The sequence below is a fragment of the uncultured Parabacteroides sp. genome (assembly GCF_947855115.1).
Classification (GTDB): Bacteria; Bacteroidota; Bacteroidia; order Bacteroidales; family Tannerellaceae; genus Parabacteroides.
This window is the reverse complement of sequence record NZ_CANTZW010000003.1, coordinates 36,557-62,117: the sequence shown is the minus strand read 5'-3', so window position 1 is coordinate 62,117 and position 25,561 is coordinate 36,557. Positions and strand designations below refer to the sequence as shown.

The window sequence follows — 25,561 nt, the reverse complement described above, 5'->3', positions numbered from 1 at the left end:
GTACGCGAAGATACAGGCATTTACGCAAAGCTGCAATAGTACGGAATAGAAAAACCTCTACAATAGTTTGATTGTTATAAGAATATACCTCTAATCTCCGGATACATTCTTGGATCAGTGTCATGTTTTATAAAAAGCGGGATATGGATTATGAAGAGGCGGTATCAGGGGGAGCTGTTGTCACAGGCGACTATATTTCCTGATACCCTACGTTTTTTTGTCTATATTTTTTGTACTTTCGCGGATTGAGAAATATGTAAAGACTAATTAGTTAGAAAAATATGGAAATCGCTAGTAAGTACAATCCTGCGGAAGTAGAGGGGAAGTGGTATCAGTATTGGTTGGATAACGGCTTCTTTAAGTCAAAGCCAGACGGTCGTGAGCCGTATACGATCGTAATCCCTCCCCCTAATGTCACCGGCGTGTTGCACATGGGACATATGCTTAACAATACGATCCAAGATATCTTGGTTCGCCGTGCCCGCATGATGGGAAAGAACGCTTGTTGGGTACCGGGTACAGACCATGCATCGATCGCTACGGAAGCTAAAGTGGTGAATCGTTTATCCGAGCAAGGGATTAAGAAAACCGATTTGACTCGCGACGAGTTCCTGCGGCATGCTTGGGAATGGAAAGAGGAGCATGGCGGTATTATCTTGAAGCAGCTACGTAAATTGGGCGCTTCTTGCGATTGGGATCGTACGGCGTTCACGATGGATGAGAAACGTTCGGAGAGTGTTATCAAAGTCTTCGTTGATTTATATAAGAAAGGCTTGATTTACCGAGGTGTCCGTATGGTAAACTGGGACCCGAAGGCATTGACGGCCCTGTCTGATGAGGAAGTTATCTACAAGGAAGAACATAGCAAGTTGTATTATCTTCGCTATAAGATCGTAGGCGAGGAGGGATATGCCATTGTTGCCACTACTCGCCCGGAGACGATTATGGGAGATACGGCGATGTGTATCAATCCGAATGACCCGAAGAATCAGCATCTGAAAGGGAAGAAAGTGATCGTCCCGTTGGTCGGCCGTGAGATCCCGGTGATCGAGGATGATTATGTAGATATAGAGTTTGGTACGGGTTGCTTGAAAGTAACTCCGGCACATGATGTGAACGACTATATGTTAGGCGAGAAATATAACCTGCCTTCCATTGATATTTTCAATGACAACGGTACGCTTAGCGAAGCTGCTGGCCTGTATGTGGGTATGGACCGCTTCGATGTCCGCAAGCAGATTGAGGAAGATTTGCGTAACGCAGGTCTTCTAGAAAAAGTCGAGGCTTACGAGAATAAAGTGGGTTATTCCGAGCGTACGAATGTACCTATCGAGCCTAAATTATCTATGCAATGGTTCTTGAAAATGGAGCATCTTGCCCGGATCGCCTTGGAGCCAGTAATGAAGGATGATATTAAGTTCTATCCGCCGAAATTCAAGAACACTTATCGCCATTGGATGGAGAATATCAAGGATTGGTGTATCAGCCGCCAGCTTTGGTGGGGACATCGTATCCCGGCTTACTTCTTGCCGGAAGGTGGTTACGTGGTAGCCGAGACGGAAGAGAAAGCATTGGAGTTGGCGAGAGAGAAATCTGGTAATCTGAGTTTGACAAAAGCGGATTTACGCCAAGACGAAGATGTATTGGATACTTGGTTTTCTTCTTGGTTGTGGCCGATTTCTTTGTTTGATGGTATTAATGACCCGGATAACGAGGAGATCAGTTATTATTATCCGACTAGCGACTTGGTTACCGGTCCGGATATCATTTTCTTCTGGGTAGCCCGTATGATTATGGCTGGTTATGAGTATAAAGGAAAAATGCCGTTTAAGAACGTTTACTTTACAGGTATCGTACGCGATAAGCTGGGACGTAAGATGTCTAAATCTTTAGGAAATTCTCCCGACCCGTTGCGATTGATCGAGCAATACGGGGCTGACGGTGTACGCATGGGCTTGATGCTTGCGGCTCCCGCAGGGAATGATATTCCTTTTGATGAGGCTTTGTGCGAGCAAGGACGTAATTTCAATAATAAGATCTGGAACGCTTTCCGCTTGGTGAAAGGGTGGACGGTAGATGAGGCAATCGCTTGTCCGGAGGCTTCTGCTATCGCGATGAAATGGTTCAAGATGCGGTTGGATAAGACGATCGCCGAAGTAGATGATTCTTTTAGCAAATATCGTCTGAGTGAGGCTATGATGGCTGTGTATAAGTTATTCTGGGATGAGTTTTCCTCTTGGTATCTGGAGATGGTAAAGCCGGGATATCAGCAACCAATCGACAAGGTTACTTATGAGGCCACACTTGGTTTCTTCGATTCCTTGCTTCGTTTGCTCCATCCGTTCATGCCATTTATTACTGAGGAATTATGGCAAGCCTTGGAGCCTCGAAAAGAAGGTGAGAGCCTGATGGTTGCCCGGATGCCGGAAGTAGCGGTTGTAGACAATACTTATCTGGATGCTTTCGAGATTGTGAAAGAAATTGTTGGTGGTGTTCGTACGATCCGTCTGCAAAAGATTATCCCGAATAGGGATGCGCTGGAACTACAGGTAGTAGGTGATCATGACGAGACGTTCAATGCCGTAATCGCTAAAATGTGTAATTTGTCCTCCGTTTCCAAGGTAGCTGAGAAAGCCGCCGGCGCTGTATCTTTCTTGGTGCGTACAACTGAATTTGCGGTACCTCTTGGTAACATGATCAATGTAGAAGAGGAGTTGGCTAAACTTCAAGAAGAATTAAAATACCAAAAAGGATTCTTGGCCTCCGTCATGAAGAAGCTGGGCAATGAAAATTTCGTAAGCAAAGCTCCGGCAAAAGTAATTGAGATGGAGAAGAAGAAACAAGCCGATGCAGAGTTGAAGATTAAGTCTATTGAGGAAAGTATCTCTGCCTTGGCAAAATAAAGAAAACGATCGTATCTATAAAATAAGTGCCTGTATCAATTTCCTTTTGATTGATACAGGCTTTTTTTGTTGAAAGAGTTGGAAAATGTGACTTGTATTAATATCTAAGCGTTTAAATTTTTATTAACTTGCCACACGTAAACTGTATAGATACGATTTTCAGGGAACTTTAAATGTGGAATATACCGTTATACGTTTACTCTATTATCGGTTTGGTACATTAAAAATATGGAGTCGCCTTATAAATATAGAGAGGTATATGAGGAAATTACTTTTTATATGTTGTTGGTGGATGATTCTCTCTTTGTTCGTCTCGGATGAGGTGAGAGGTAACACGCTCGTTGATAGCTTACGAAAAGAAATCAAGTTCTTGCCGGATACTAGCAAGCTGAAACGATTGAATGAGTTACTATATGCCAATACACACAACAAAGTATATAAGGTATATGCGGATCTGTTGCTGGAAGAGGCCCAGAGGCAACATAGTGATTATTACAAAGGAAATGCATTGTTATTCTTGATGCGTTATTATTATATGCAAGATCCGGATAGCTTACGTATGTATTTGAAAATAGCAGAACCTCTTTTTATTGCGACAAATCGGATTGAGGAATTATGCCGGGCGAAAGGATGGAACATCTATTCTTTAGCGAATGAGGGAATGCAAGGTTTGGTAATCCGGGAAGTGGACAGCCTGAAGAGTTTGGCAACTCGTTTTGATTATCCGGATGGGGTGGATATGGCAAATCTGGCGTTAGCTAATTTTTATTTCAATATAGGTTTGGATGAAGAAGGTGTTCGGCTTAGCCGGGAGATCTTGTCTGGTATGGAGAAACGCGGTGCTTCTCGGATACGTTGGTTTTACGTATTACGGTTACTGCTTGCGAAGGATTTACGATTGGAATATTTGAATAAGCTAGATTCTTGTATACAAGAGTGTGAGCGTGAAGGGATCACGCAATTAGATGCGGAACATACTGTCGCTTTTTTAAAAGAACGTTATCATTATTACTCTGCTCAATATTATATAGCGGAAAAAGAGCTGTCTTTGGCTTATCAGCATTTAAGGATGATGGAGGATATCGAAAAAAAACATGGTATGAATGCCGAGCAAATCCTACCTCAATTCCTTTGGATGAATTATTATGCTTTAGCGGGAAAATATGAAAAGGCCCTTGATTTAGCGGATAAGCTGGAACAGATGCTTTTGGATAAGAAACGCCTTCGTGACTGGAGTTCTGTGGAGGATTTTAAGGCTGGTATCTATTATAAACTCGGGAGAGGGATGGAAGCGGCTAGGGCTTACAGAGATTCTAAGGTGGTACATGACTCGATTATGCGGGTGAAATATTACGAGGATTTGGCAAAGCTGAGAACTCGACGAGAGATAGAGGAACTAGAAGTGCAAAGTAAGAAACTAGAGTTGGAGGCAGAAAAGTCACATATCCGTGTCTTAATGCTTGGAGGAGGATTTGTCTTGGTGTTGTTACTTTGCGGTGCTTTGGGTATAGTGGCCTATAGTCGCCATCGTGCGGGGATACGGTTAAGGGCGGCGAAAGAAAAAGCAGAAGAGGCCGATCGTTTAAAATCAATGTTTTTGGCGAATATGAACCATGAGATTAGGACTCCGCTGAATGCTATCGTAGGATTCTCGCAAGTAATCGCTGATGAGGAAGATGCGGATACTCGCCATGAACTTTCCAATATCATACAGAGTAACAATGAACTGTTGCAACGTTTAATTGAGGATGTGTTAGACATCTCAAAAATTGAGTCGAATACATTGACTTTAATCTTGTCTGATCAAGATTTAGAATCTCTGATGAAAAGGATCTATGACATAATTCAGTTACGTATGCCGAATGGAGTGGAGTTGATATTAGATGATTGCCAGCCATTTAAGCTTTATACGGATCCCAGTCGGTTAACACAAGTTCTCACTAATTTGTTGACGAATGCTATCAAACATACGAAAAAAGGTTATATTTGCTTCGGATATGACGTGATGGAGCAGGAAATCCGTTTTTATGTAACGGATACAGGCGAGGGAATTCCGGAGGACCAGTTAGAACGAGTTTTTGATCGTTTTGTCAAGTTGACGGAATGGACCAATGGAGTCGGGTTAGGATTGGCTATCTCCAAGGCTTTGGTTACAAAGCTTGGCGGTCGTATAGAAGTGACCTCCAAGCAAGGTGTCGGCTCTACCTTTAGCGTTATTTTTCCAAGATAAACAGTATAGATATAATTATAATGACCATGAAACACTCAAGACGTACATTTTTTAAACAAGGATTAGCGGGTGCCTTTTTATTGGGTACCTCTGTGATTGCTCAGGCTACTTTGCCAGACCCTGTGAAACCAAAGGCTCCGAAGGCCGTAAACCCGTTTCATTTGGGGATGGCGGGATATACTTTCGTTAATTTTGATTTAGATACGACGTTGAAGACGTTGGAACGATTAGATATCCATTATCTTTGTATTAAGGATTTCCATTTGCCGCTGAATAGTACAGATGAGCAGATTAAGGCTTTTCATGATAAATGTGCGGCTCATAAAGTGACGGGATATGCCGTAGGCCCTATTTATATGAAGAGCGAGGAAGAGATTGACCGTGCGTTTGATTATGCGAAACGGGTAGGGGTGAAGTTGATCGTTGGGGTTCCGAATTATGAGCTTTTACCCTATGTGGATAAGAAAGTGAAAGAATATGATTTTCATTATGCGATCCACTTGCACGGTCCCGATATTAAAACATACCCCGATGCTACGGATGTTTGGGAACATACGAAGGATTTAGACCCTCGTATAGGTATGTGCCTGGATGTTGGGCACGACTTGAGAAATGGCTGTGACCCTGTAGCCGATTTGAAGAAATACCATACCCGTGTGTTTGATATGCATATCAAGGACGTGACGGATTCTTCAAAAGCGGGAGTCGGGATCGAGATTGGTCGTGGAAAGATTGATTTCCCTGCGTTGATCCGTATGATGCGGGAAGTTAATTACACGGGAATGTGCAGTCTGGAATACGAGAAGGATATGAAAGATCCGTTTTTGGGGATCGCGGAGTCTATCGGATATTTCAAGGCTGTAAGTGATTTGACATAATGTGGGGGCGTAAATCGCCCCTTTTCTAAATAGATTAAGATGAGAAGCATTTTTTTTATATGGGTAGCGGGTTTGTTGTCTGCCTGTAACACGATTAATTATGTAGGCATTGAGACTTATAATCCTGCGGAGGTGACATTTCCGGAGAATGTCGCTAAAGTACTTATTGTAAATAATGCCGTTCCTCAACCGGAAAATACGGGGTACGAATATGTCTTGCGGGGGGAAACTCAGGATACTTGCAAGGCGAAAGTGGATAGTGCCTTGTTTGATGCCTGTCGTACTTTGGGGGAAGCTATCGTGGAGGCTTCTTATTTTAACGATGTATTGCTCTATCATGATGCGGTACGAAAAGATAATCTGGCGCATCAAGATACTAAGCTTACTCAAGAGCAAGTAGAATCTCTATGTAATGAGACCGGGGCCGATGCGGTTATCTCTATCGATCGTTTACTGTTCGATATGAAGAAAAATATAAGTACTTTGGGAGAAAGATATATAATGGGGGTGATTGATGTTCGGATGGCCGGTGTAGTACGTAGCTACATGCCTGATCGTGAGGCTCCACTAGCGACCATACATATGAAAGATAGTATTTATTGGGCGGAAAGTGCGGATTATATGCCGGTTTTGGATAAAATATTGCCCTCTCCGGAGAATGCTTTGCGTGGAGCAGGAGAGTATTTCGGGGCAAAAGTATACACTAATTTTGTTCCTCATTGGGAAAAGGAGGTCCGTTGGTATTTTACAGGAATGGGGGCACGTTGGAAAGAGGCTTCCGCTTATGCGACCAATGAGAAATGGGATATGGCAGAAGAACGTTGGTCTCAACTTTACCAAGGTACGGAAAACTGGAAAAGCCGAGCGAAAGCTGCTTCAAACTTGGCTTTATGTAATGAAATGAAAGGCGATTTAAAAGAAGCGTATGAATGGGCTCATAAATCCTATGATTTATTCAAGCGTAATTATGGAGATAAGGGTAAGAGTACCAAATTATTGGAGCTATATGTGAAGGCGTTGGCTGAACGAATTCGCTCCGATAAGAAACTAAATGTACAATTTGGTGAGGATTAACAGCGTTATTCCCTGAATTATTATTACTTTTGAGGCATATTCGAATAAAGGAAATAATATATGAACGCAAATATAGTAAAGGTTCAATCCCTCATCGAGAACGCTTTTACGTCGGCTATCGAAAAGCTGGCTAAGGATGAGTCCGGTAATTTTGTAAGCGACTTATATGTGCAGGTTGATGCGGAAAACGGAGAACTGCAAATTTATGATGACGAAGAGCATTTGATCGAAAAGGTCGTTATTTTTGATTGGGTGAACTTAAACGAAGAAGAGAGTGCGTTCAATAAGCGGGTCGCTGCTTCGATAAAGGCAGTTCTTACGATCCTCTCCACAAAAAAAGTTTTTGATATTCCCCGATTCATGAAGCCTCTCTCTGTTAGCTTGACAGATGAGGATTTCGTTGTAATAGAGGAGCTTCTTTTTATAGATGACGATACTCTTCGTTTGGATGATCCATTATTGAAAGATTTGGATGCGGATTTAGATGATTTTTTAGCCAATCTTCTTGCAGATGTCAAATAAACCCTATATCTTTGCACCCGAAATAAAGAAATAAATGTTGCCGAAATAGCTCAGCTGGTAGAGCAACGCATTCGTAATGCGTAGGTCGCCGGTTCAAGTCCGGCTTTCGGCTCACAAGATTAAGCAGTTATCTTTTTAGATAATTGCTTTTTTATGGTGTTTTCTGTGTTTTTCGTGGTTTGTTTAAACCAGCGTTTAAACCATGAGTACAACAGTCAATGTCGTATGTTACAAATCTAAAGTGTTGAAAAACAATGAATCACCTTTGATGATTCGTGTTTGTAGGGATCGAAAAATGAAATATCAAAGTCTTGGTATTTCCATATTGCCTAAATATTGGGATTTTAAAGCCAACAAACCAACTTCTAAAGTCCAAATAAGGAGTATATAGAAGGTTGATAGTAGAGAAGGTAAAAGTCTATACAGATAAGGTTATAGAGTTCAAATCACAGGAAAAAGAATTTACTGCAACTTCTTTAATAACAAACCAGTAAAGCGTAAAACTGTGCAAGAGGTCTTTAACCAGTATATTCAAAAACTTGAATCAGCAAATCGTTTACATTATGCGGATATGTATAAATGTACTATGCACTCTCTTATAAAGTTCAACAAGCATCTGGATATTCCTTTTTCGGATATAGACACTATCTGGCTAAAACATTATGAAGTATGGTTGCAAAGTCAAGGTTTGGCTATAAACACATTGGGAACACGCTTTAGGCATTTACGGGTGATTTATAATTTTGCGATAGAGGAGAAGATCGTTAAATCAGAATATTATCCTTTTAATTCGTATTAAGTCTCTAAATTAAGCCAAACTACAGCCAAACGTTCAATTCAGAAAGATGAGATTCTATCAATACTAAACTATCAAGGGCAAACACCTTTGGAATGTTTAGCTATAGACTTGTTTACTTTTTCATATTTGGCAGCAGGCATTAACTTTGGGGACATTGCTCGTCTGACAAAAGATAATATCTTGGAAAATAGATTAATCTATATCAGGAAGAAAACTCAAAAGCAGATAAAGGTTTCATTGCAGGAACAGGCTATTAAATTAATTCAGAAATACTCAATGCCTGATAATCCCTATTTATTTCCTATTCTATCCAATTTTCATAAGACGGAACAACAGAAAGTAAATAGAATTCATAAGATTATAGCGAAAGTGAATAAGTCTTTGAAAGAAATAGGAGAAAGGTTGAATATTCCTATTGACTTGACAACATACGTTGCAAGACATAGTTTCGCTGCAGTTTTAAAAAGATCAGGTGTCAATACCTCTTTAATCTGTGAGGCTTTAGGGCACAGTTCAGAAAGAGTAACCCAAATCTATCTGGACAGCTTCGGTAATGACCAGATGGAAGACGCAATGAAAAACCTTCTCTAAACCAAAGAATCCTGTTTCCAGAAATGGGGACGGGATTCTTTTTTCTTTATTTTTGCGTGTAAACAAATAAAGACAAGAGAATGGCATACATCAATTTTCCTATTAAATTATTAAAGAAGATAGAGCCTCTGTTAGAGGAGTATTTCAGTTATGAGCGTTCCATGTTCCACTTGGAGTTTGAAGAAATTCATAATATTTACATCCAAAATGGAAAATACTCAAAAGAACAGGAAGAAACTTATCTCACTGTTCCATCCTTTAAGCAGAGCTATATTGAGACCTCTTTAAATACAGAGAAGATATATGAAACAATGATGCAAGTTGGAAAAGCTATCATGTTGGATTTTGGAGACTATGATTTCAACAAGATTCTCCAGATGTATTTTGATCTCGTGGATGAGGAATCTGTAACAGAAACAGATTGGAATATCGCTTATTCATTAGTCATGGTGGCTGCCATATACCATAAATATGTAAATTCTGATGGATTCTTTGATTTTCGTGATTTTCTGGTCAATGACTTGCAATCTGTTTATAACACCTTTGTTCGTCCAGATTTGTTGAAACTCTATGAAATGTTCCATGACAAGAAACAGATAAAAAGCAATACAATCCGTATTGAATACAACAATGAGGTTATCACTCTGGACAACTTTGATAATTGGTTTATGAACATGATAACTCCCTATCTGGATAAATATTTGGGTGTTTCCAGTCTGGAAGAGGCTCAAAAGGAACTGGAAGAAGATTATCCAACTAAAGGAAGAAAAGGAAGAAAGAAGAACTGCATAGTCGCAGACTGGATTTTATGGCAGACCACCCAACTTTTGCAGCTCAGCTCTTTTGCAGAAGCCAATGTTCAAATCAATAAAAGTCAAGCTGCATTTTTATTGGATTACATGAAGTATTTAAGATTGATAGAAGAGGATAGTCAGAAAGATGATCCGTTAAACCTTCGTGCCACCCTCAACAACTTGAAGAAAAACAATCCAAAATTCAATTGGTGGAATATCCCCAAACAGAAAGAATCACCCAATAACCCATTTAATACTGATATTCATAGAGCTTGGTGATGTCATTTTTTTGAATCTTCAAATTTGATCTAAACCGCTGTATAACTGTATTATAAATAATATACCAAAACTTCGCTTTATTTCTTTATAGGAATCGGGACTGTCATGCCCCCATCTTTGCAGTGTAATCAATAAACAATTAGAACCTAATGCTGTAAAGGTAAGCGTAAAAGAAAATGAAAAATTTAAAAGAAGTACAGGCAGAAGTAAAAAAAGAAGAAAGCGTATTGAACCAGTTGGTAAAAAGAGGTGCTAATGCAGAGGTTATCGAGGCTCAAAAGAGATCAGTGGCTAAGGTAAAAGGTGAATTGGAAGAGATAAAAAACACTCCAACTGAAAAAGCGATCCAATCAGCAGCAACAACAGGCTTTATGACATTCAATGTCGTAAAAGATGGTGAGATCTCAAAAGAATCAAAGAAAATCGCTTTTGTAAAGCACAATAGACCTGTTGATATAAAGAGAGTTGATAAATTCATTCACCTGATTGGAAACAACAAATATGAGAAAGCCTATCCTATCATTGTGGCAGAAGCAGAAAAGGTACTTGAATATAACTATACTGTTGTTGATGTAAAGGGACAGGGGATCAACAGGGAAGAGGCAAAAGAGTATTATGTTATTTTGGATGGACAGCATAGAGGTACGGCATTTGCGAAATTGGCAGCAACAGCAGATAAGAATATTGAAATTCCAAATGTCCATATCCGTAACGAAGAAAATATCGGTGAATATCTGGTTGATATTAATGACGCTGCCAAAAGCTGGGATAGTAAAGACAAATATGCCGTTGCAGGATTGACCTCTAAAGAAAAAGCTATCCAAACAATCTCAGAAAAGATCGGAGAAGGCTTTAACCCTTCAACAGCAGCCATAATCTATTTAGGAAAGAAGATTTCTTCCAATAGCTTGAATCAAGCACTAAAAGGCGAAGAGGTCAAGTATCCTAAAGGAACATCATTCAACAAAGAACGTGGAGACAAGTTTATTATCCTTTGCAAAGCAGCAGGAATGGAAGTAAACCTGATAACAAAACGTTACTATATTGATGGTTTTAACTCATACGCAGCTTCAACAAATGAAGATACGGCTTTTGAAGCGTTGAAAGAGATTGGCAAATTGAAAGATTTCCAGAAAAGGATCAAAGCAGTGAAAGATGGCAATGATTTTATCCAACTCTTAAAAGAAGTCGCTTAATCTTATCTTCCAAAAGTTTAGAGGTTTATCTTGAGTAAAAAGATAGACCTCCAACTTTTAAACTAAAGCCAATATCTTCCTATTTCTCTTATTTGGCTTGTAAAGGAATGCGTTCAAAGAAAATCAGAGTCAAGGCATACTTCCAGTTTTAATTTTTAATTTTAGGGGATTTTTGATGACTGGGTATATAAAAGAGGAATTTTCTAAAAATCCCCTGATCTACCAGTTTTCAATCTTAAAGTAACGTTTAACTCAGATTTTTTCCATCATGCAGACAGAAGAAATAAAAATATCTACAAATGAATGGCTTACAGACGCTTTGGAGAGACAAGGATATAAAAATATTCCATCTAACGTAATTTTGGATAAAACTTTAACAGGACTTGGAGCTACCCATACGGAATTGCACTCAAACCGTAATTCTATTATCATAGAACCCAATGTTCCCGTTATCATTGAAAAAACAAAAGATAATCCAGACTGGTTGGCTGTTTGGGAGAAGTGTACACCTTCTAAAGTTGAAAAGTACTTGCAATCAGTACGTAAACATAAAAAGTTGATTTGCACACCAGAGAGTTTCTCCAAAATCAGGAAAGCCGCCAATAAATTGAACCTGAATATTTATTCTGATTATTTTTGTTTGATGGATGAATGCGAAAAATTCATTCAAGACGTGGATTATAGAAAGCGAATCACTCAACCTATATATGAGTTCTTCCAATTCCAACAGAAAGCGTTGGTTTCTGCGACACCGTTGGAAATGAGACATAAAGAACTTGTAAATCAAAATTTCAGGATATTAAAGATTATCCCTGAATATGATTACAGAAAGAATCTGGAACTTATCGTTACTAACAGTTATGACAAGACAGTCAAAAGCAAATTAGACGATTTACGGGATAGCTCTTATATTTGTATCTTCATTAATTCCACCAACGGGATAAATAAGATTATCAACACGTTGAATTTGGCTGATTATAAAGTGTTTTGTTCCAATCAGAGTGTAAAGAAGTTGAAAGAAAGAGAGTTTGATTATGTATATGAAATGCTTGAACCTTTGGCTAAATATAATTTCTTTACTTGTCGTTTCTTTTCGGCTTTGGATATAAAACTAAAACAAAAGCCTGATATTTTAATACTTACAGACTTGAATGAAGCCGTTTACACAATGATTGACCCTTTTACGGAAGCGATTCAGATACAAGGCCGTTTCCGAAATGGCTTCAACTCACTAACCCATATCTCAAATGTCAAGATCGATTTGGATATAATAAGTAAAGATGCTATTGACAGTACGATTGAAGAGCTTGAGATTACCTATTCCAGTTTAAAAGATAGGCATGAACAAGCAATAGACAAATACAGGAAACAAGCCATATCCAAAGATATGGAAGCCGTAGAATATGCGGATTTGCTGGACGAACAAGGAAATATCAATTATTTCTCTGTTGATAACCTGTATAATGAAGAGAGGGTAAAGGGGTATTATAAGACAAAGGAATCTCTTTTTAACGCTTATGATGCCACCAATCACTTTAATATAACGGATGCTTCCGTAATAGAGCCTTTGGGAGAAGATGATTTGTTGATATTGCGGAAATCCAAATCGGATAAAGAAAAACGCCGTCTGTTGACTGAACAACTAAGCAAGCTCTATTCAGATCAAGATAAAGTTGATATTTCCTTTTACTTGGATATTTTAAGGAAAGAAGATCAAGGTGCATACACTATTGACGCATTCCAGAAAATAGGGAAAGAAGGACTGGAAAAGGCTGGATATAAAAAAGGAACAATAGACAAGGCCGTAAAAAAGTATGACGAAATGATCCACCGATTTCTACCAGAGGTCATAAAAGACATACAGGGTGAGTTCGATCTTAATATATGGATTGAAAAAGAAGAAATAAGGGATCGTCTGGAAATGATTTATAAGAGGCACAATATTTTATACACTGTAAGGCTGAATACGATAGAAGATTACTTCTGGACGAAGGCCACCCATACGAAAAAGCCCTATAAGTATCTCTTAAAGAAGCCTAAGCGGAATTTAGGGGATTTTTAAGGAGCGGGTATATAAAATAAAAAATCTTGAAAAATCCCCTGAATCAGGAAAATCAAGCGAAAAAGACGGCCTAATGATTGGAATCCTGTTACTGTTAAACAGTTTCAGGATTCTTCTTTATTTAAGATCAAATAGAAAACGGACATTCCCATTTCTGGAAACATCCGTCTTAAAATATTTAATTATCAATGCGAAATCGGTTAGGAGCTTTTCTTCTTTTTCCTGATCCGATTTTTAACAACGGGAGCGGGTATATAAGTCTCTGCTGGCAAAATGTGTCTTTTTTTGATAGTTTCCACAATTTCCCTGTAAACCTCGATCCTGTCAAATGGTCTATATTCTTGCATAATGAGTTTCTTTGGAATGAATATTGGATTATCTGGAAACATGGAGAATCTCTTTAACTTGGAAGAACACACGAAGTTACAGATAAATAGGAACTTAAAAAAGTGATTTGTGAGTAAATTCAAAAAGAGAGAAGAACGATACTTCCTGTTTGATTTTTCCATTTGAACACGTATCTTTGTGGAAAACAATGTGGATAAAGAATTGTATATGGAACGAACTTATATTAATGAATTTCACAAGCAATGGATAGAAACAACCCTGCGATCAATCGAATCTTGGAAGAGGCAGCCGATCTCGTTGGAAGAGAAAAAGAGGCAGCAGGAAATGTTGAACCAACAGAGGGCTATAAGGGAAGGCAGATTGAAAGATTAAAAGAGTTTGCTACTATTCATAATTTGTGGATAGACTTCAAAGCTTTGTCATTAGTGTATCTTAATAAAGGGGGAGAAAATGAGGTCTTTACAGGAAATGAGGATTTTGTTGTCAAGCTAAATAATTTTGATTATGCTGGTGACGATCTCACTAATTTCTTTATAAGGATTGAAGCCCACAATCTCTTTTTTAGTAATATCCCATACGAAATGATCGGATTTGCCTATAACAGCCAAAACGAATTTTGTGCGGTGCTTGTCCAACCGTACGTTAGAGCAAAAAGAGAAGCTATTGAAAATGAAATTCAACACTATATGGAATCTTTAGGGTTTATAATGGACTATCCAGATGAATACCATAACGAACAATACGAAATATTCGATGCCGTTCCCAATAATGTTTTATATGGGATTGATGGACAACTTTATTTTATAGACACACAAATCAGACTGAGATAATCTTCTATACATTATTATATATTCCTTTTATTTGGGTAACGTCAAAGAGCAAGCCAAACCAAGTGTATCCTATGCGTTCATAAGCTCACATACCTTTTATGTTCCCACCTGGTAAGGAGAATAAAAAGGAATATTCCACACAAAAGACTACAGGATCAGCCGATCACGATCTCAAGTTCAGACGGGTACACTATCATTCAATTCGGAATAGAATATATTTAGCTGATTGAATCTACCGTCTGATATTGAAAATATATTAGTGCATAGATATATCTACCAAAATTTTGAGGTGTACTCATGGACTGGTCTATTGGGAAATAGCCCAAGGCTATTACTTGAAAAATTCACATGACATGATAGTGGATATGATGTAACTGCTACATTCAAATATGATTTAGACAAAGATGGATATGTGAAAAGTGTTACAATATCTGAAGTGCCATCTGATGGTGATTGTGCCACAGAATGTCTCTGATTCGACAACATGTATCAAGCCAGCTAATAGTTTTCACACATCGAATAAAATCATTTTGACTTAACCGGAACAATGGGTATAAATAAAAATGAGACAAGGTTATTCCCCGTCTCATTATCCAAATATATGTGGAGCATATCGGACTCGAACCGATCACCTACAGACTGCCAGTCTGTCGCTCTAGCCAGATGAGCTAATGCCCCTCTTGATAATTCATGTGCAAATATAGATCTTTTCTTGATATATGCGTTATCTTTGCGTAGAAAATTTCAAGGAAAAAATAAGAAGATGATAGTTTATAATACGACTTTCCACATTCATAAAGATATCGTAGATGAGTGCCTGGAATATTTAAAGAATAGTTATATACCGAAAGCTGCCAAGAGCGGTATTCTTTATAATCCTTATTTAAGGCGTATCTTGGATTCGCAGAATGAAGAAGGTGAAAGCTTCTCTGTACAATTCCATACGAAGGATATCGACTCTCTGAATGAATGGATACATAAGGACGGTGGAGTTTTGCAACAAGAATTGATAGGACGTTATAAAGAGAAAATCGCAGGATTCTCTACTCTGCTGGAAGATATAGAATTGCCTAAATGATAAAGGACCGTATTATATTAGGTATAGACCCTGGTACGATCGTGATGGGATACGGGATCTTGAAGATCGAGGGAAATAAACCGAGGCTGGAGGCTATGGGGATCCTGCAATTGAATAAATATGAGGATCATTATCTCCGCTTACGTAAGATATTCGAACGGGTCTTGACCTTGATTGATCAATACCATCCGGACGAGTTGGCAATAGAGGCGCCTTTTTTCGGAAAGAATGTACAGAGTATGTTGAAACTCGGTAGGGCGCAAGGGGTAGCGATGGCGGCGGCTTTGGAACGGGATATTCCGATCTTCGAGTACGCTCCACTAAAAATCAAGCTTTCAATCACGGGGAATGGTAATGCGGCGAAAGAACAAGTAGCCGGCATGCTGCAACGTTATCTAAAAATACCGGATGAGTCTATGCTTCCACAATTGGATGCTACGGATGGATTGGCGGCGGCTGTTTGCCATTATTTCCAAACAAATAACCCGGTTTCTGAAAAGAAGTATACAGGGTGGAAAGATTTCATCGCTAAGAATCCCGGAAAAGTCCGCTAATACAAGTATAAAAAACATGGTTATGAAATTCTCAAAACATAACTGAAGTTAGAAGAATTCATAACCATGTTTTATTTAGCCTAAACAGAACTTATTTCTTATACGATACCTTGAGCCATCATAGCTTTCGCTACTTTCATAAAGCCTGCGATGTTTGCACCTTTTACATAATTGATATATTCACCGTCTTTACCATGAGCCACGCATTGCTCGTGGATTGCACTCATGATCTGATGTAATTTAGCGTCTACCTCGGCGGCGGTCCAAGAGATGTGCATAGCGTTCTGGGTCATCTCTAATCCGGAAGTCGCCACACCACCGGCATTGACAGCTTTACCCGGAGCGAATAATTGTTTATGCTCGATAAACAAGTCTACAGCCTCAGCCGTACAACCCATATTTGAAACTTCAGCTACACATAAAGTCTTGTTCTCGATCAACATGCGGGCATCAGCCTCGTTCAACTCATTCTGAGTAGCGCATGGCAATGCTATATCTACTTTTTGTTCCCAAGGTTTCTTGCCGGGATAGAAAGTAGAACCCGGGAATTCGTCAGCGTAAGGAGCTACGATATCATTTCCGGAATTACGCAATTCCAACATATAGTCGATCTTCTCGCCAGAGATACCTGCCGGATCATAGATATAACCATCGGGACCGGAAATTGTAACCACTTTAGCTCCTAATTCGGTAGCCTTTGTTGCGGCACCCCAAGCAACGTTACCGAAACCGGAGATTGCGACCGTCTTACCCTTGATATCAATTCCATGAGTCTCCAACATCTGGTGTACAAAGTAAAGAGCTCCGAAACCGGTAGCCTCCGGACGAAGGATAGAACCTCCGAATTCCATACCTTTACCCGTGAACGTTCCTGTGTTCTCCCGAGCCAGCTTCTTGTACATACCATACATATAACCTACCTCGCGACCACCTACACCTATATCACCTGCCGGAACGTCTCTGTCCGGACCCAAATTACGCCATAATTCAAGAATAAACGCTTGGCAGAAACGCATGATCTCGGCATCGCTCTTCCCTCTCGGAGCGAAATCGGAACCACCTTTACCACCGCCCATCGGAAGGGTTGTCAAAGCGTTTTTAAATGTTTGCTCGAATCCTAAGAATTTCAGGATAGACAAGTTAACGGACGGATGGAAACGGATGCCTCCTTTGTACGGGCCGATTGCGTTGTTAAACTGAACACGGTATCCCAAGTTAACTTGTATCTCACCTTTATCATCTACCCAAGGCACGCGGAAGGTAAAAATACGTTCCGGTTCGACTAGGCGTTCAATAATTTTCGCTTTCTCAAATTCCGGATGTTGGTTGTACACTTCCTCAATTGATAAAAGCACTTCTTTTACTGCTTGCAAATACTCCTTTTCTCCCGGATGTTTTGCCTCTAGCGCTGATAAAATAACTTCAGTCTTCATAGCATTTATATTCTTTAAAGGATAACATTCTGTTGGCAAATGTAGGTAATTCTTTGGAATGACCAAGAGTTTTACTTACTTTTTATCAGTGGAAGCCTAAAAGTTTTCGGTTTGAGTTAGAATGCGTGTTTTCATGTTTCAATAGTTATTATTTTTCCTTACATTTGACTCGAATAATTCTATCTGAATCTATTATGAGCGGTATACCGAACTTAAAAGACTTGGTGTTCAGAGACACCCCGTTTGCCAATCTAATGAATAAGCGTATATATAATGTATTGCTTATCGCTACGAAATACGATTCCTTCATGCTGGAAGATGACGGACGTGTGGATGAGCAAATATTTAATGAATATACGTCCTTAAGCTTACGTTATCCTCCCCGGTTTACGCAGGTGACTACCGAGGAGGAGGCTTTGAATGAGTTGAAGAATCGGAACTTCGAATTGATCATTTGTATGCCGAATATGGATAATCGGGATATATTCGCCGCTGCGACTGAGATAAAGGTGCATTATCCGAATATCCCGATCGTGGTGTTAACCCCTTTCTCGAAGGAGGTATCCAAACGGATTGCAAATGAAGATTTGAGCGCTATCGATTACGTGTTCAGTTGGTTAGGAAACTCAGAGTTGTTACTAGCGATCATCAAGTTAATCGAGGATAAGATGAACGCTCCGGACGATACGGCTAGCGTGGGAGTACAGATCATTCTTTTGGTGGAGGATTCCATCCGTTTTTATTCCTCCGCTTTGCCTCACTTGTATAAATTCGTTTTAGAACAAAGCCAGATGTTTGCGAAGGAGGCGTTGAACGATCACCAGCGTACATTGCGTATGCGTGGTCGTCCAAAGATTAAATTGGCCCGGACTTATGAGGAGGCAGTACGTATCTTTAACCAGTATCGAGATAATATGCTAGGTATTATTTCGGATATGAGTTTCATGCACGATGGCGTGAAAGATCCGTATGCCGGTTATAAATTCGGGCAGTATGTGAGGAAGACAGGTTTGATCATTCCTTTCGTGTTAGAATCCTCGGAAGCCAGTAATCATATATATGCGAAGGAACTGAACGCCTCGTTCATTGATAAAAACTCCAAGAGTTATCCGCAAGATTTGAGAAAGAAAATCATGCAGCGTTTCGGTTTTGGTGATTTTGTTATCTTGAATCCGCATACGAAGGAGGAGATTATGCGTATCAGGGACTTGAAGGACCTTCAAAAGAAGGTCTTCCAGATACCCGACGATTCGTTGGTGTATCATCTTTCCCGGAATCATTTCTCACGTTTCTTTTATTCCCGTGCTATGTTTCCACCCGCCGAGGTATTGAAACATGTAGACGTGAGTGACTATAAGGATATGGATGAGGCTCGAAAATTGATTTTCGACTTGATCGTGCAATATCGCCGGATGAAGAATACCGGTGTCGTGGCGGTCTATCAGAAAGATCGTTTTGATGAGTACAGTAATTTTGCCCGTATCGGTGATGGTTCATTGGGAGGTAAGGGTAGAGGTCTTGCCTTTATCGGTGCGATGGTAAAACGGTATCCTAAGTTGGAGCGTGATAATTTTGCCGTGAATATACCGAAGACGGTTGTGATCTGTACCGATATTTTCGATGAGTTCATGGAGACGAACGAGTTGTATCCGGTGGCGTTGGGCGATGCGGATGACGAGACGATCTTACGGTATTTCTTGCGTGCCAGCCTGCCCACCCGTTTGATTGAAGATTTGATGGCTTTCTTCGATGTGGTGAAGAGCCCGATTGCTATACGCTCTTCCAGCTTACTGGAGGATTCTCATTATCAGCCTTTCGCTGGAATCTATTCTACATATATGGTACCCAAGATCGAGGAGAAATACGAGATGCTTCGTACAGTAAGTGATGCTATCAAAGCGGTATATGCCTCTGTCTTTTATAAGGATAGTAAAGCGTATATGACAGCGACTTCCAATTTGATTGATCAGGAGAAGATGGCTGTCGTCTTACAAGAAGTGGTCGGTTCTCGTTATAATGATCATTTCTACCCGACGTTGTCGGGTGTGGCCCGTTCTTTGAATTTCTATCCGATCGGTAATGAGAAAGCTGAGGATGGGATTGCGAATATAGCCTTGGGATTGGGTAAATATATTGTCGATGGCGGGCAAACCTTGCGTTTCTCTCCCCGACATCCCCATAATATTCTGCAGATGAGTACGATGGATTTTGCCTTACGAGAGACGCAGACTCGTTTTTATGCCTTGGATTTGAAGAATATGGCAGAGGCTTTCTCAGTAGATGATGCCTTTAACTTAGTGAAGCTGGGTTTGAAAGATGCGGATGCTGAAGGTTCCCTGAAATATATTGTTTCTACATACGATCCGTACGATCAGATTATCCGTGACGGTTATTATCCGGGAGGTCGTAAGATTCTTTCATTTGTGAATATCCTTCAGCATGATGTATTCCCGCTAGCGGATACATTGGATCAAATTTTGCGGATCGGGCAGCAGGAGATGGGGCGTCCGGTCGAGATCGAGTTTGCTGTCAACATGGACCCGTTGGATCATACGAAGGCGACTTTCTATCTGTTGCAAATCCGTCCGATTGTCGATAATAAAGAAATCATGGACGAGGATCTGACAGTGGTGAAGAATGAGGAGACTATCCTTTCTTCTACCAGCGTTTTAGGACATGGTATAGTAAACGATGTACAGGATATTATATATGTAAAGACTGGTGCTTTTAATTCATCCAATAATCAGTTAATCGCTTATGAGATTGAGAAGATAAACCGTTCTTTTACCGATCAAGAAAAAGGATATGTGTTAGTAGGTCCCGGTAGATGGGGAAGTAGTGATTCTTGGTTGGGTATTCCTGTGAAATGGCCGCATATCAGTAATGCACGGGTGATCGTGGAATGTGGATTGGAGAATTATCGGGTAGATCCGAGTCAAGGTACTCATTTCTTCCAGAACCTGACTTCGTTCGGAGTAGGTTATTTTACGATTAATCCGTTTAAGGGAGATGGTTGGTTTGATGAGGCATTTCTGAACGCACGGACAGCCGTAGAAGAGACGGAATTTCTTCGTCATGTACATTTTGACACTCCGATTACGATTAAAATGGATGGGAAGAAAAGTTTGGGTGTGGTATTGAAGCCGTAATAAACGCTCGTTTCAAGAGTAGATATTTGTTAATTAGTGGATTTGCGAGACAAACGATAAGGCGGTCTCGCAAATCCATTTTTTATTTTAAGAGGAAAGTGGCGAGAACCGCTTTATGGTCGGTCGGCCAGATTCCAAGGGGAGTCATGATCGGGTCGGAGGTTTCTTCCGTCTCTCTTTGTCCACAGAGGATATCACCTTTCGGACCGATGATGTATACGTCCGTAAGTGTTAATCCCTCGAACGGTGCGTAATGAATGAAATCAATGCGATCTCTGTCGTCTGCTTTCGGCGACCAGACCAATTTCTCCAAAGCGATATCCTTACAATCTGCTGGACAGGTAAATCCCGGATGAGTTATGGGATCTGGGAAAATCTCTCGGTAGGTATCTTTATAGCCCTCTTTCTCCAGCATGACAGATACATGCCAAGGAACGACTAATCCTTGGTGATCTCTTATACCTTTGGTCGCTTCTGTCCAATCCAGATGGGAGGGCTCGTTAAAATCTCCTCCAAGGATGACGATCCGTCCGGCTTCTCGGTCTTTTTTCGCCTCTTTAAGGAAACAAGCGATGGCATCATCGCGTACAGATTGTTCGTTCAGCCATAGGAGTGTGTCTAGGTTGGTGACGGGAGGTTCTTCGTCCCATGTGTTTCCGTTGTATCCTCGGGCATCGTAGTAAGCGCAATTACGATAATCCAAATGGGCGGTGTAAAGAGCTACCTCAGTATCGCCAATGTGAGTAATGGCCTTGTACATACTACCCCTGTCATCGTTCAATGGATAAACGGTCGTACTATCCGTGATTGGATAACGGCTTAACAGACCGGAATCTTCAGTATAAAAAGAATAGTATGTTTGCCCTCTTTGTTTCAGTGCTTCCACGATCCGGTCGCAGAAACGGGTTTGGTGATAGTTACGTACCTCGCTTAACGTAACGAAATCAGCGTTACTTCTTATGATCTCATCCGCAATGGCATCAAAACCTCCTTTTACGACGGTGCCTTCCTGCCAAATGTTGAATTGAAGAACTTTGAAAGTTTTCTCTTGTTTGCAAGAGCAAAAGCCCAATACGATAAACAAGAGAAAATAGATAAAACTAATTTTTCTCATGAGTGTAATATTTTGTTAGATGTTTTGTCGTAACCATTCCTCGGCGGTAGCCAGAGTCTCCGGTTTACCGATGTCTAGTAGTTTCAGATTATCCTCCATATAAGCTCTGATATCAGTTTTGGCGCAAATAGCCAGATAGAAATTGATGATAGAGAACTTCCCTGTCCATTCCTCCATCAGTTCCAATATCTTAGGCGAGAGAACGTGGATTCCGCTAAAGGCGTACTCGTTGTGTTGATTCGGGTCAAAATAGGGATAATAAGATTTAACCTCACCAGTCTCATGATTTCGCCAACCGCACAGTTTATTCTCCTTGTTAAATAATAGATAACGTGAGGTATTACGCTGGCTGACGAGTAAGGTGGCCAACGGGTTTGTTTGTACATGGGTATCGTATAGTTTCTTTAAATCTACGTTCGATAAGATATCGACATTATGTATCAAGAACGGCTCGTTTCCACATAAAAGAGAGGTGGCTTTCTTGATTCCTCCTCCTGTATCCAGTAAATAGTCGCTTTCATTAGATATTTCGATCTGGACTCCGAAGTTGTTGTTCGCCTCCAGGAATTCTACGATTTGCTCCCCTAAATGATGGATATTGATCACGATCTGGTCAAAACCGGAGGATTTCAGTTTCAATATAACGTGCTCTAGCATCGGTTTGCCCCCGATAGGTATAAGCGCTTTTGGCGTGTGATCGGTCAACGGTTTCAACCTGGAACCTGTACCGGCCGCAAAGATCATAGCTTTCATAATGTAGGGCTAAATAGTTGTTCTATATTCTGTTCTCTATGTACTAAATGTACTTTTACTCCAAATTTAGCGTTTAGGTGCTCTGCCAGATGTTGTGCGGAATAGACCGAACGGTGCTGTCCACCTGTACATCCGAAACAAATCATCAAATTGGTGAATCCACGGTCTATATATCGTTTTACCGAAGCATCTACGATATGATAGACATGCTCGAGGTAGGTCGTGATTTCCCCGTCATCCTCCAAGAACTGGATCACGGGTTCGTCCAAACCGGTGAAATGATTGTAACGCTCGTATTTGCCGGGATTGTTTATGGCCCGGCAGTCGAATACGAATCCACCTCCATTCCCGCTGGGATCGTTGGGGATTCCTTTTTTATAAGCGAAACTCATGACTTTTACTTCCAGCATATGTTTCTGGATATCGTCCGTGAATTGTTTTAACCCGGTAAGTTCACGCAGTACGGAGCATAAATAGGGATATTCTGGATAGTCATTTTTCAATAGTTGTCTCAGATTCTCGATAGCAAACGGGACACTTTGAATGAAATGGGGCTTTTTCTCGAAATATCCTCGGAAACCATAAGCTCCTAGTACCTGCAAAGTCCTGAACAAGACGAAATGACGTAATTGGCTATGGAAATAAGCCTCATCTACCGGGATATATTTACGTAAGGCCGTGATATAATCCGATAGTAATTCGTTACGTAAGTCTTCCGGATACTTCGCTTTCGCTTGCCAAAGGAAGGAAGCTACGTCGTAGTAAACCGGGCCTTTTCGTCCTCCTTGAAAATCAATAAACCAAGGTTCCCCATCTTTTATCATAACGTTTCTAGACTGGAAATCACGGTATAGAAATGTGGCAGAAGAACTGCGCAACAACACATCGCTCATCTTCAAGAAATCATCTTCCAGGCGATTTTCCTGAAATTCCATTCCGGTGGCTTTTAAAAAACAGTACTTAAAATAATTTAAGTCCCAAAGGATAGACCGTTGGTTAAACTCAGCTTGTGGATGGCAATACGAGAAATCAAAGCCGTCGGATCCCAAAAACTGGATATCTGGGAGTTTTGTAATCGTTTTGCGTAATAAGTTACGTTCTTCCTCATCGAAGACCCTGCTTTTCCGTCCTTTCTCGATAGCGTTGAAAAGAAGTGTATCTCCTAAATCTTCTTGAATATAAAACGAATGATCGTCCGAGCTGGCATATACTTGTGGAACGGGTAGCCCCTTTTGGCGGAAATGTTTCGCCATATAGATAAAAGCCTTGTTTTCCTCAATAGAAGTACCACTGACTCCAATCAACGTTTCAGGTCCTTTTATCCTGAAATACCGTCGGTTAGATCCGGACGAGGGTAACTCTGTTATTTCCTCTGCCGGTATTCCTGTGTATGATTGGTATAATCTCTTAAGTTCTTCTGTTATCATACTTATTGATTTACGGCACTAAGATACCGCTTTTTAATTGAAAATTGAGAATTGAAAATTGAAAATTGGGGCTTCGTCAGAAATAAGAAAGGGGATAGCCTTCAAAGCTATCCCCTTCACTTGTATGATCATCAATAAATAACGTTCCTCTTCTAACTAATTTTCAATTCTCTATTTTCAATTACCTAGAGTATCCCCTGTGCCATCATAGCCTTGGCTACTTTCATGAAACCTGCTACATTAGCCCCTTTCACGTAGTTTACATAGCCATCCTCTTGCTTTCCGTATTTTACGCATTGCTCGTGGATATTCTCCATGATACTTTGAAGTTTCTGGTCAACTTCCTCGCTACTCCAACTTAACTTCTGTGCGTTTTGGGTCATCTCAAGACCAGAAACGGATACACCGCCAGCGTTAGCGGCCTTACCCGGGGCATAAAGGATCTTGGCCTCTAGGAAGGCATCGATCGCTTCTGGTGTAGAAGGCATGTTGGCTCCTTCGGATACAGCGAAACACCCGTTGGCCAATAAAGCCTTGGCATCATCGCCATTCAACTCATTTTGGGTTGCGCTAGGCATGGCGATATCGCATTTCTCTCCCCAAGGACGAGCACCTTGTACATATTTACATCCATATTGCTCTGCGTATTCACGGATACGACCGCGATACAAATTCTTCAACTCCATGATATAATCCAGCTTCTCACAATCGATACCATCTGGATCATAAATATAACCGTCGGAGTCTGACATCGTGACAACTTTTGCCCCAAGGCTGATTAATTTTTCTACCGTATATTGAGCCACGTTTCCGGAACCGGATACCGTAACCACTTTACCTTTGATATCAATGCCACGAGTCTTTAACATTTGTAACAAGAAATATACGTTTCCGTAACCTGTAGCTTCCGGGCGGATCAAAGAGCCACCGAACTCAATCCCCTTACCTGTAAAAGTACCCGTATTCTCACGAGCCAATTTCTTGTACATTCCATACATATAAGCGACTTCACGTCCACCTACGCCTATATCACCAGCGGGAACATCTGTGTCTGGGCCGATATGACGCCACAATTCAAGGACGAAGGCTTGGCAGAAACGCATGATCTCGGCGTTTGACTTACCTCTCGGGCTGAAATCGGAACCTCCTTTTCCACCCCCCATTGGCAATGTTGTCAGTGAATTTTTAAACGTTTGTTCAAAAGCCAAGAACTTAAGGATGGATTGATTTACGGAAGCATGGAAGCGGATACCACCTTTATACGGGCCGATTGCGTTGTTGTGTTGAATGCGGTAGCCCATGTTTGTCTGGATTTGTCCTTTATCGTCTGTCCAAGTTACACGGAAAGAGAAAATACGATCGGGAATACAAAGGCGCTCGATCAAGTTGCTTTTCTCAAATTCCGGATGCTCATTGTAAGCTTCCTCGATAGTCCCTAAAACTTCTGATACTGCTTGATGATATTCCGGTTCGTTCGGAAATCTTCTTTTCAAGTTGTCTAAAACTTCACTTGCCTTCATGACTGAATTTTATATTTAGAATGTTAT

Annotated in this window: 20 protein-coding genes and 2 tRNA genes; 16 read left to right on the top strand and 6 right to left on the bottom strand. The window is 40.5% G+C overall.

The features are described from left to right. The first annotated feature begins 281 nt into the window (after positions 1-281). The 13 genes from Q0110_RS03545 to Q0110_RS03495 all read left to right on the top strand — a co-directional run bounded on the left by Q0110_RS03545 (position 282) and on the right by Q0110_RS03495 (position 14,506). The gene (locus tag Q0110_RS03545) at positions 282-2,903 is read left to right on the top strand and encodes a valine--tRNA ligase (protein ID WP_297902626.1); all 2,622 of its coding nucleotides are present in this window, start codon (positions 282-284) and stop codon (positions 2,901-2,903) included. A 259-nt stretch (positions 2,904-3,162) separates the two neighbouring features. Then, on the top strand, positions 3,163-5,133 hold the full coding sequence (locus Q0110_RS03540) for a HAMP domain-containing sensor histidine kinase (RefSeq protein WP_297902623.1): 1,971 nt from the start codon (positions 3,163-3,165) through the stop codon (positions 5,131-5,133). A 26-nt stretch (positions 5,134-5,159) separates the two neighbouring features. Continuing rightward, entirely contained in the window at positions 5,160-6,011 is an 852-nt protein-coding gene (locus Q0110_RS03535) for a sugar phosphate isomerase/epimerase family protein (RefSeq protein ID WP_297902620.1), read from the top strand. A gap of 39 nt (positions 6,012-6,050) precedes the next feature. Next, complete coding sequence (locus Q0110_RS03530) at positions 6,051-7,085, top strand: DUF6340 family protein (protein ID WP_297902617.1); 1,035 nt, start codon at positions 6,051-6,053, stop codon at positions 7,083-7,085. 60 nt (positions 7,086-7,145) lie between these two features. Continuing rightward, positions 7,146-7,607, top strand: a complete 462-nt coding sequence (locus tag Q0110_RS03525) for a hypothetical protein (protein ID WP_297902614.1) — start codon at positions 7,146-7,148, stop codon at positions 7,605-7,607. A gap of 39 nt (positions 7,608-7,646) precedes the next feature. Beyond that, positions 7,647-7,719 (top strand) — tRNA-Thr (locus Q0110_RS03520). A 90-nt stretch (positions 7,720-7,809) separates the two neighbouring features. Beyond that, positions 7,810-7,998, top strand: coding sequence for an Arm DNA-binding domain-containing protein (locus Q0110_RS18290; RefSeq protein ID WP_366139636.1), 189 nt, complete (start codon positions 7,810-7,812; stop codon positions 7,996-7,998). 114 nt (positions 7,999-8,112) lie between these two features. Next, entirely contained in the window at positions 8,113-8,406 is a 294-nt protein-coding gene (locus Q0110_RS18285; protein WP_366139635.1) for a phage integrase SAM-like domain-containing protein, read from the top strand. A gap of 36 nt (positions 8,407-8,442) precedes the next feature. Continuing rightward, positions 8,443-8,997, top strand: a complete 555-nt coding sequence (locus Q0110_RS18280; RefSeq protein WP_366139645.1) for a site-specific integrase — start codon at positions 8,443-8,445, stop codon at positions 8,995-8,997. Positions 8,998-9,077: 80 nt separating this feature from the next. Continuing rightward, a complete protein-coding gene (locus Q0110_RS03510; RefSeq protein ID WP_297902611.1) occupies positions 9,078-10,070 on the top strand; it encodes a hypothetical protein in 993 nt (330 codons plus the stop codon). 176 nt (positions 10,071-10,246) lie between these two features. Further along, entirely contained in the window at positions 10,247-11,266 is a 1,020-nt protein-coding gene (locus tag Q0110_RS03505) for a hypothetical protein (RefSeq protein WP_297902608.1), read from the top strand. Between the two features lie 268 nt (positions 11,267-11,534). Then, on the top strand, positions 11,535-13,328 hold the full coding sequence (locus Q0110_RS03500; protein ID WP_297902605.1) for a hypothetical protein: 1,794 nt from the start codon (positions 11,535-11,537) through the stop codon (positions 13,326-13,328). A 590-nt stretch (positions 13,329-13,918) separates the two neighbouring features. Next, positions 13,919-14,506 carry a hypothetical protein gene (locus Q0110_RS03495; RefSeq protein ID WP_297902602.1) on the top strand — a complete coding sequence of 196 codons (588 nt, stop codon included), beginning with the start codon at positions 13,919-13,921 and terminating at the stop codon, positions 14,504-14,506. Between the two features lie 604 nt (positions 14,507-15,110). On the opposite strand, the gene Q0110_RS03490 is transcribed toward Q0110_RS03495, so the two are convergent. Beyond that, positions 15,111-15,184 (bottom strand) — tRNA-Ala (locus tag Q0110_RS03490). 85 nt (positions 15,185-15,269) lie between these two features. Between Q0110_RS03490 and Q0110_RS03485 the strand changes: the two genes are divergently transcribed. Both Q0110_RS03485 and ruvC read left to right on the top strand, forming a co-directional pair. Continuing rightward, on the top strand, positions 15,270-15,584 hold the full coding sequence (locus Q0110_RS03485; protein ID WP_297902599.1) for a DUF4286 family protein: 315 nt from the start codon (positions 15,270-15,272) through the stop codon (positions 15,582-15,584). After that, positions 15,581-16,138 carry a crossover junction endodeoxyribonuclease RuvC gene (gene ruvC, locus Q0110_RS03480; protein ID WP_297902596.1) on the top strand — a complete coding sequence of 186 codons (558 nt, stop codon included), beginning with the start codon at positions 15,581-15,583 and terminating at the stop codon, positions 16,136-16,138. The genes Q0110_RS03485 and ruvC overlap by 4 nt, the downstream gene beginning before the upstream one ends. Positions 16,139-16,236: 98 nt before the next feature. Here ruvC and gdhA read toward each other — a convergent pair whose 3' ends face one another. After that, positions 16,237-17,571: an NADP-specific glutamate dehydrogenase gene (gene gdhA, locus Q0110_RS03475; RefSeq protein ID WP_297902593.1), complete on the bottom strand. Its 1,335-nt coding sequence runs from the start codon at positions 17,569-17,571 to the stop codon at positions 16,237-16,239. A 194-nt stretch (positions 17,572-17,765) separates the two neighbouring features. Here gdhA and Q0110_RS03470 point away from each other — a divergent pair, with 194 nt between their 5' ends. After that, positions 17,766-20,720 carry a PEP/pyruvate-binding domain-containing protein gene (locus Q0110_RS03470; protein WP_297902590.1) on the top strand — a complete coding sequence of 985 codons (2,955 nt, stop codon included), beginning with the start codon at positions 17,766-17,768 and terminating at the stop codon, positions 20,718-20,720. Positions 20,721-20,802: 82 nt separating this feature from the next. Here Q0110_RS03470 and Q0110_RS03465 read toward each other — a convergent pair whose 3' ends face one another. From Q0110_RS03465 to Q0110_RS03450, 4 genes are all read right to left on the bottom strand, one after another. Continuing rightward, positions 20,803-21,834, bottom strand: a complete 1,032-nt coding sequence (locus Q0110_RS03465) for an endonuclease/exonuclease/phosphatase family protein (RefSeq protein WP_297902587.1) — start codon at positions 21,832-21,834, stop codon at positions 20,803-20,805. Positions 21,835-21,849: 15 nt separating this feature from the next. Continuing rightward, a complete protein-coding gene (locus Q0110_RS03460) occupies positions 21,850-22,587 on the bottom strand; it encodes a nucleotidyltransferase family protein (protein ID WP_297902584.1) in 738 nt (245 codons plus the stop codon). Next, complete coding sequence (locus Q0110_RS03455; RefSeq protein WP_297902581.1) at positions 22,584-24,014, bottom strand: RNase adapter RapZ; 1,431 nt, start codon at positions 24,012-24,014, stop codon at positions 22,584-22,586. Before Q0110_RS03455 ends, Q0110_RS03460 begins: the two co-directional genes overlap by 4 nt. 185 nt (positions 24,015-24,199) lie before the next feature. Further along, positions 24,200-25,534 (bottom strand): NADP-specific glutamate dehydrogenase, encoded by a 1,335-nt coding sequence (locus tag Q0110_RS03450; protein WP_297902579.1) that lies wholly within the window; start codon positions 25,532-25,534, stop codon positions 24,200-24,202. Positions 25,535-25,561 lie beyond the last annotated feature (27 nt).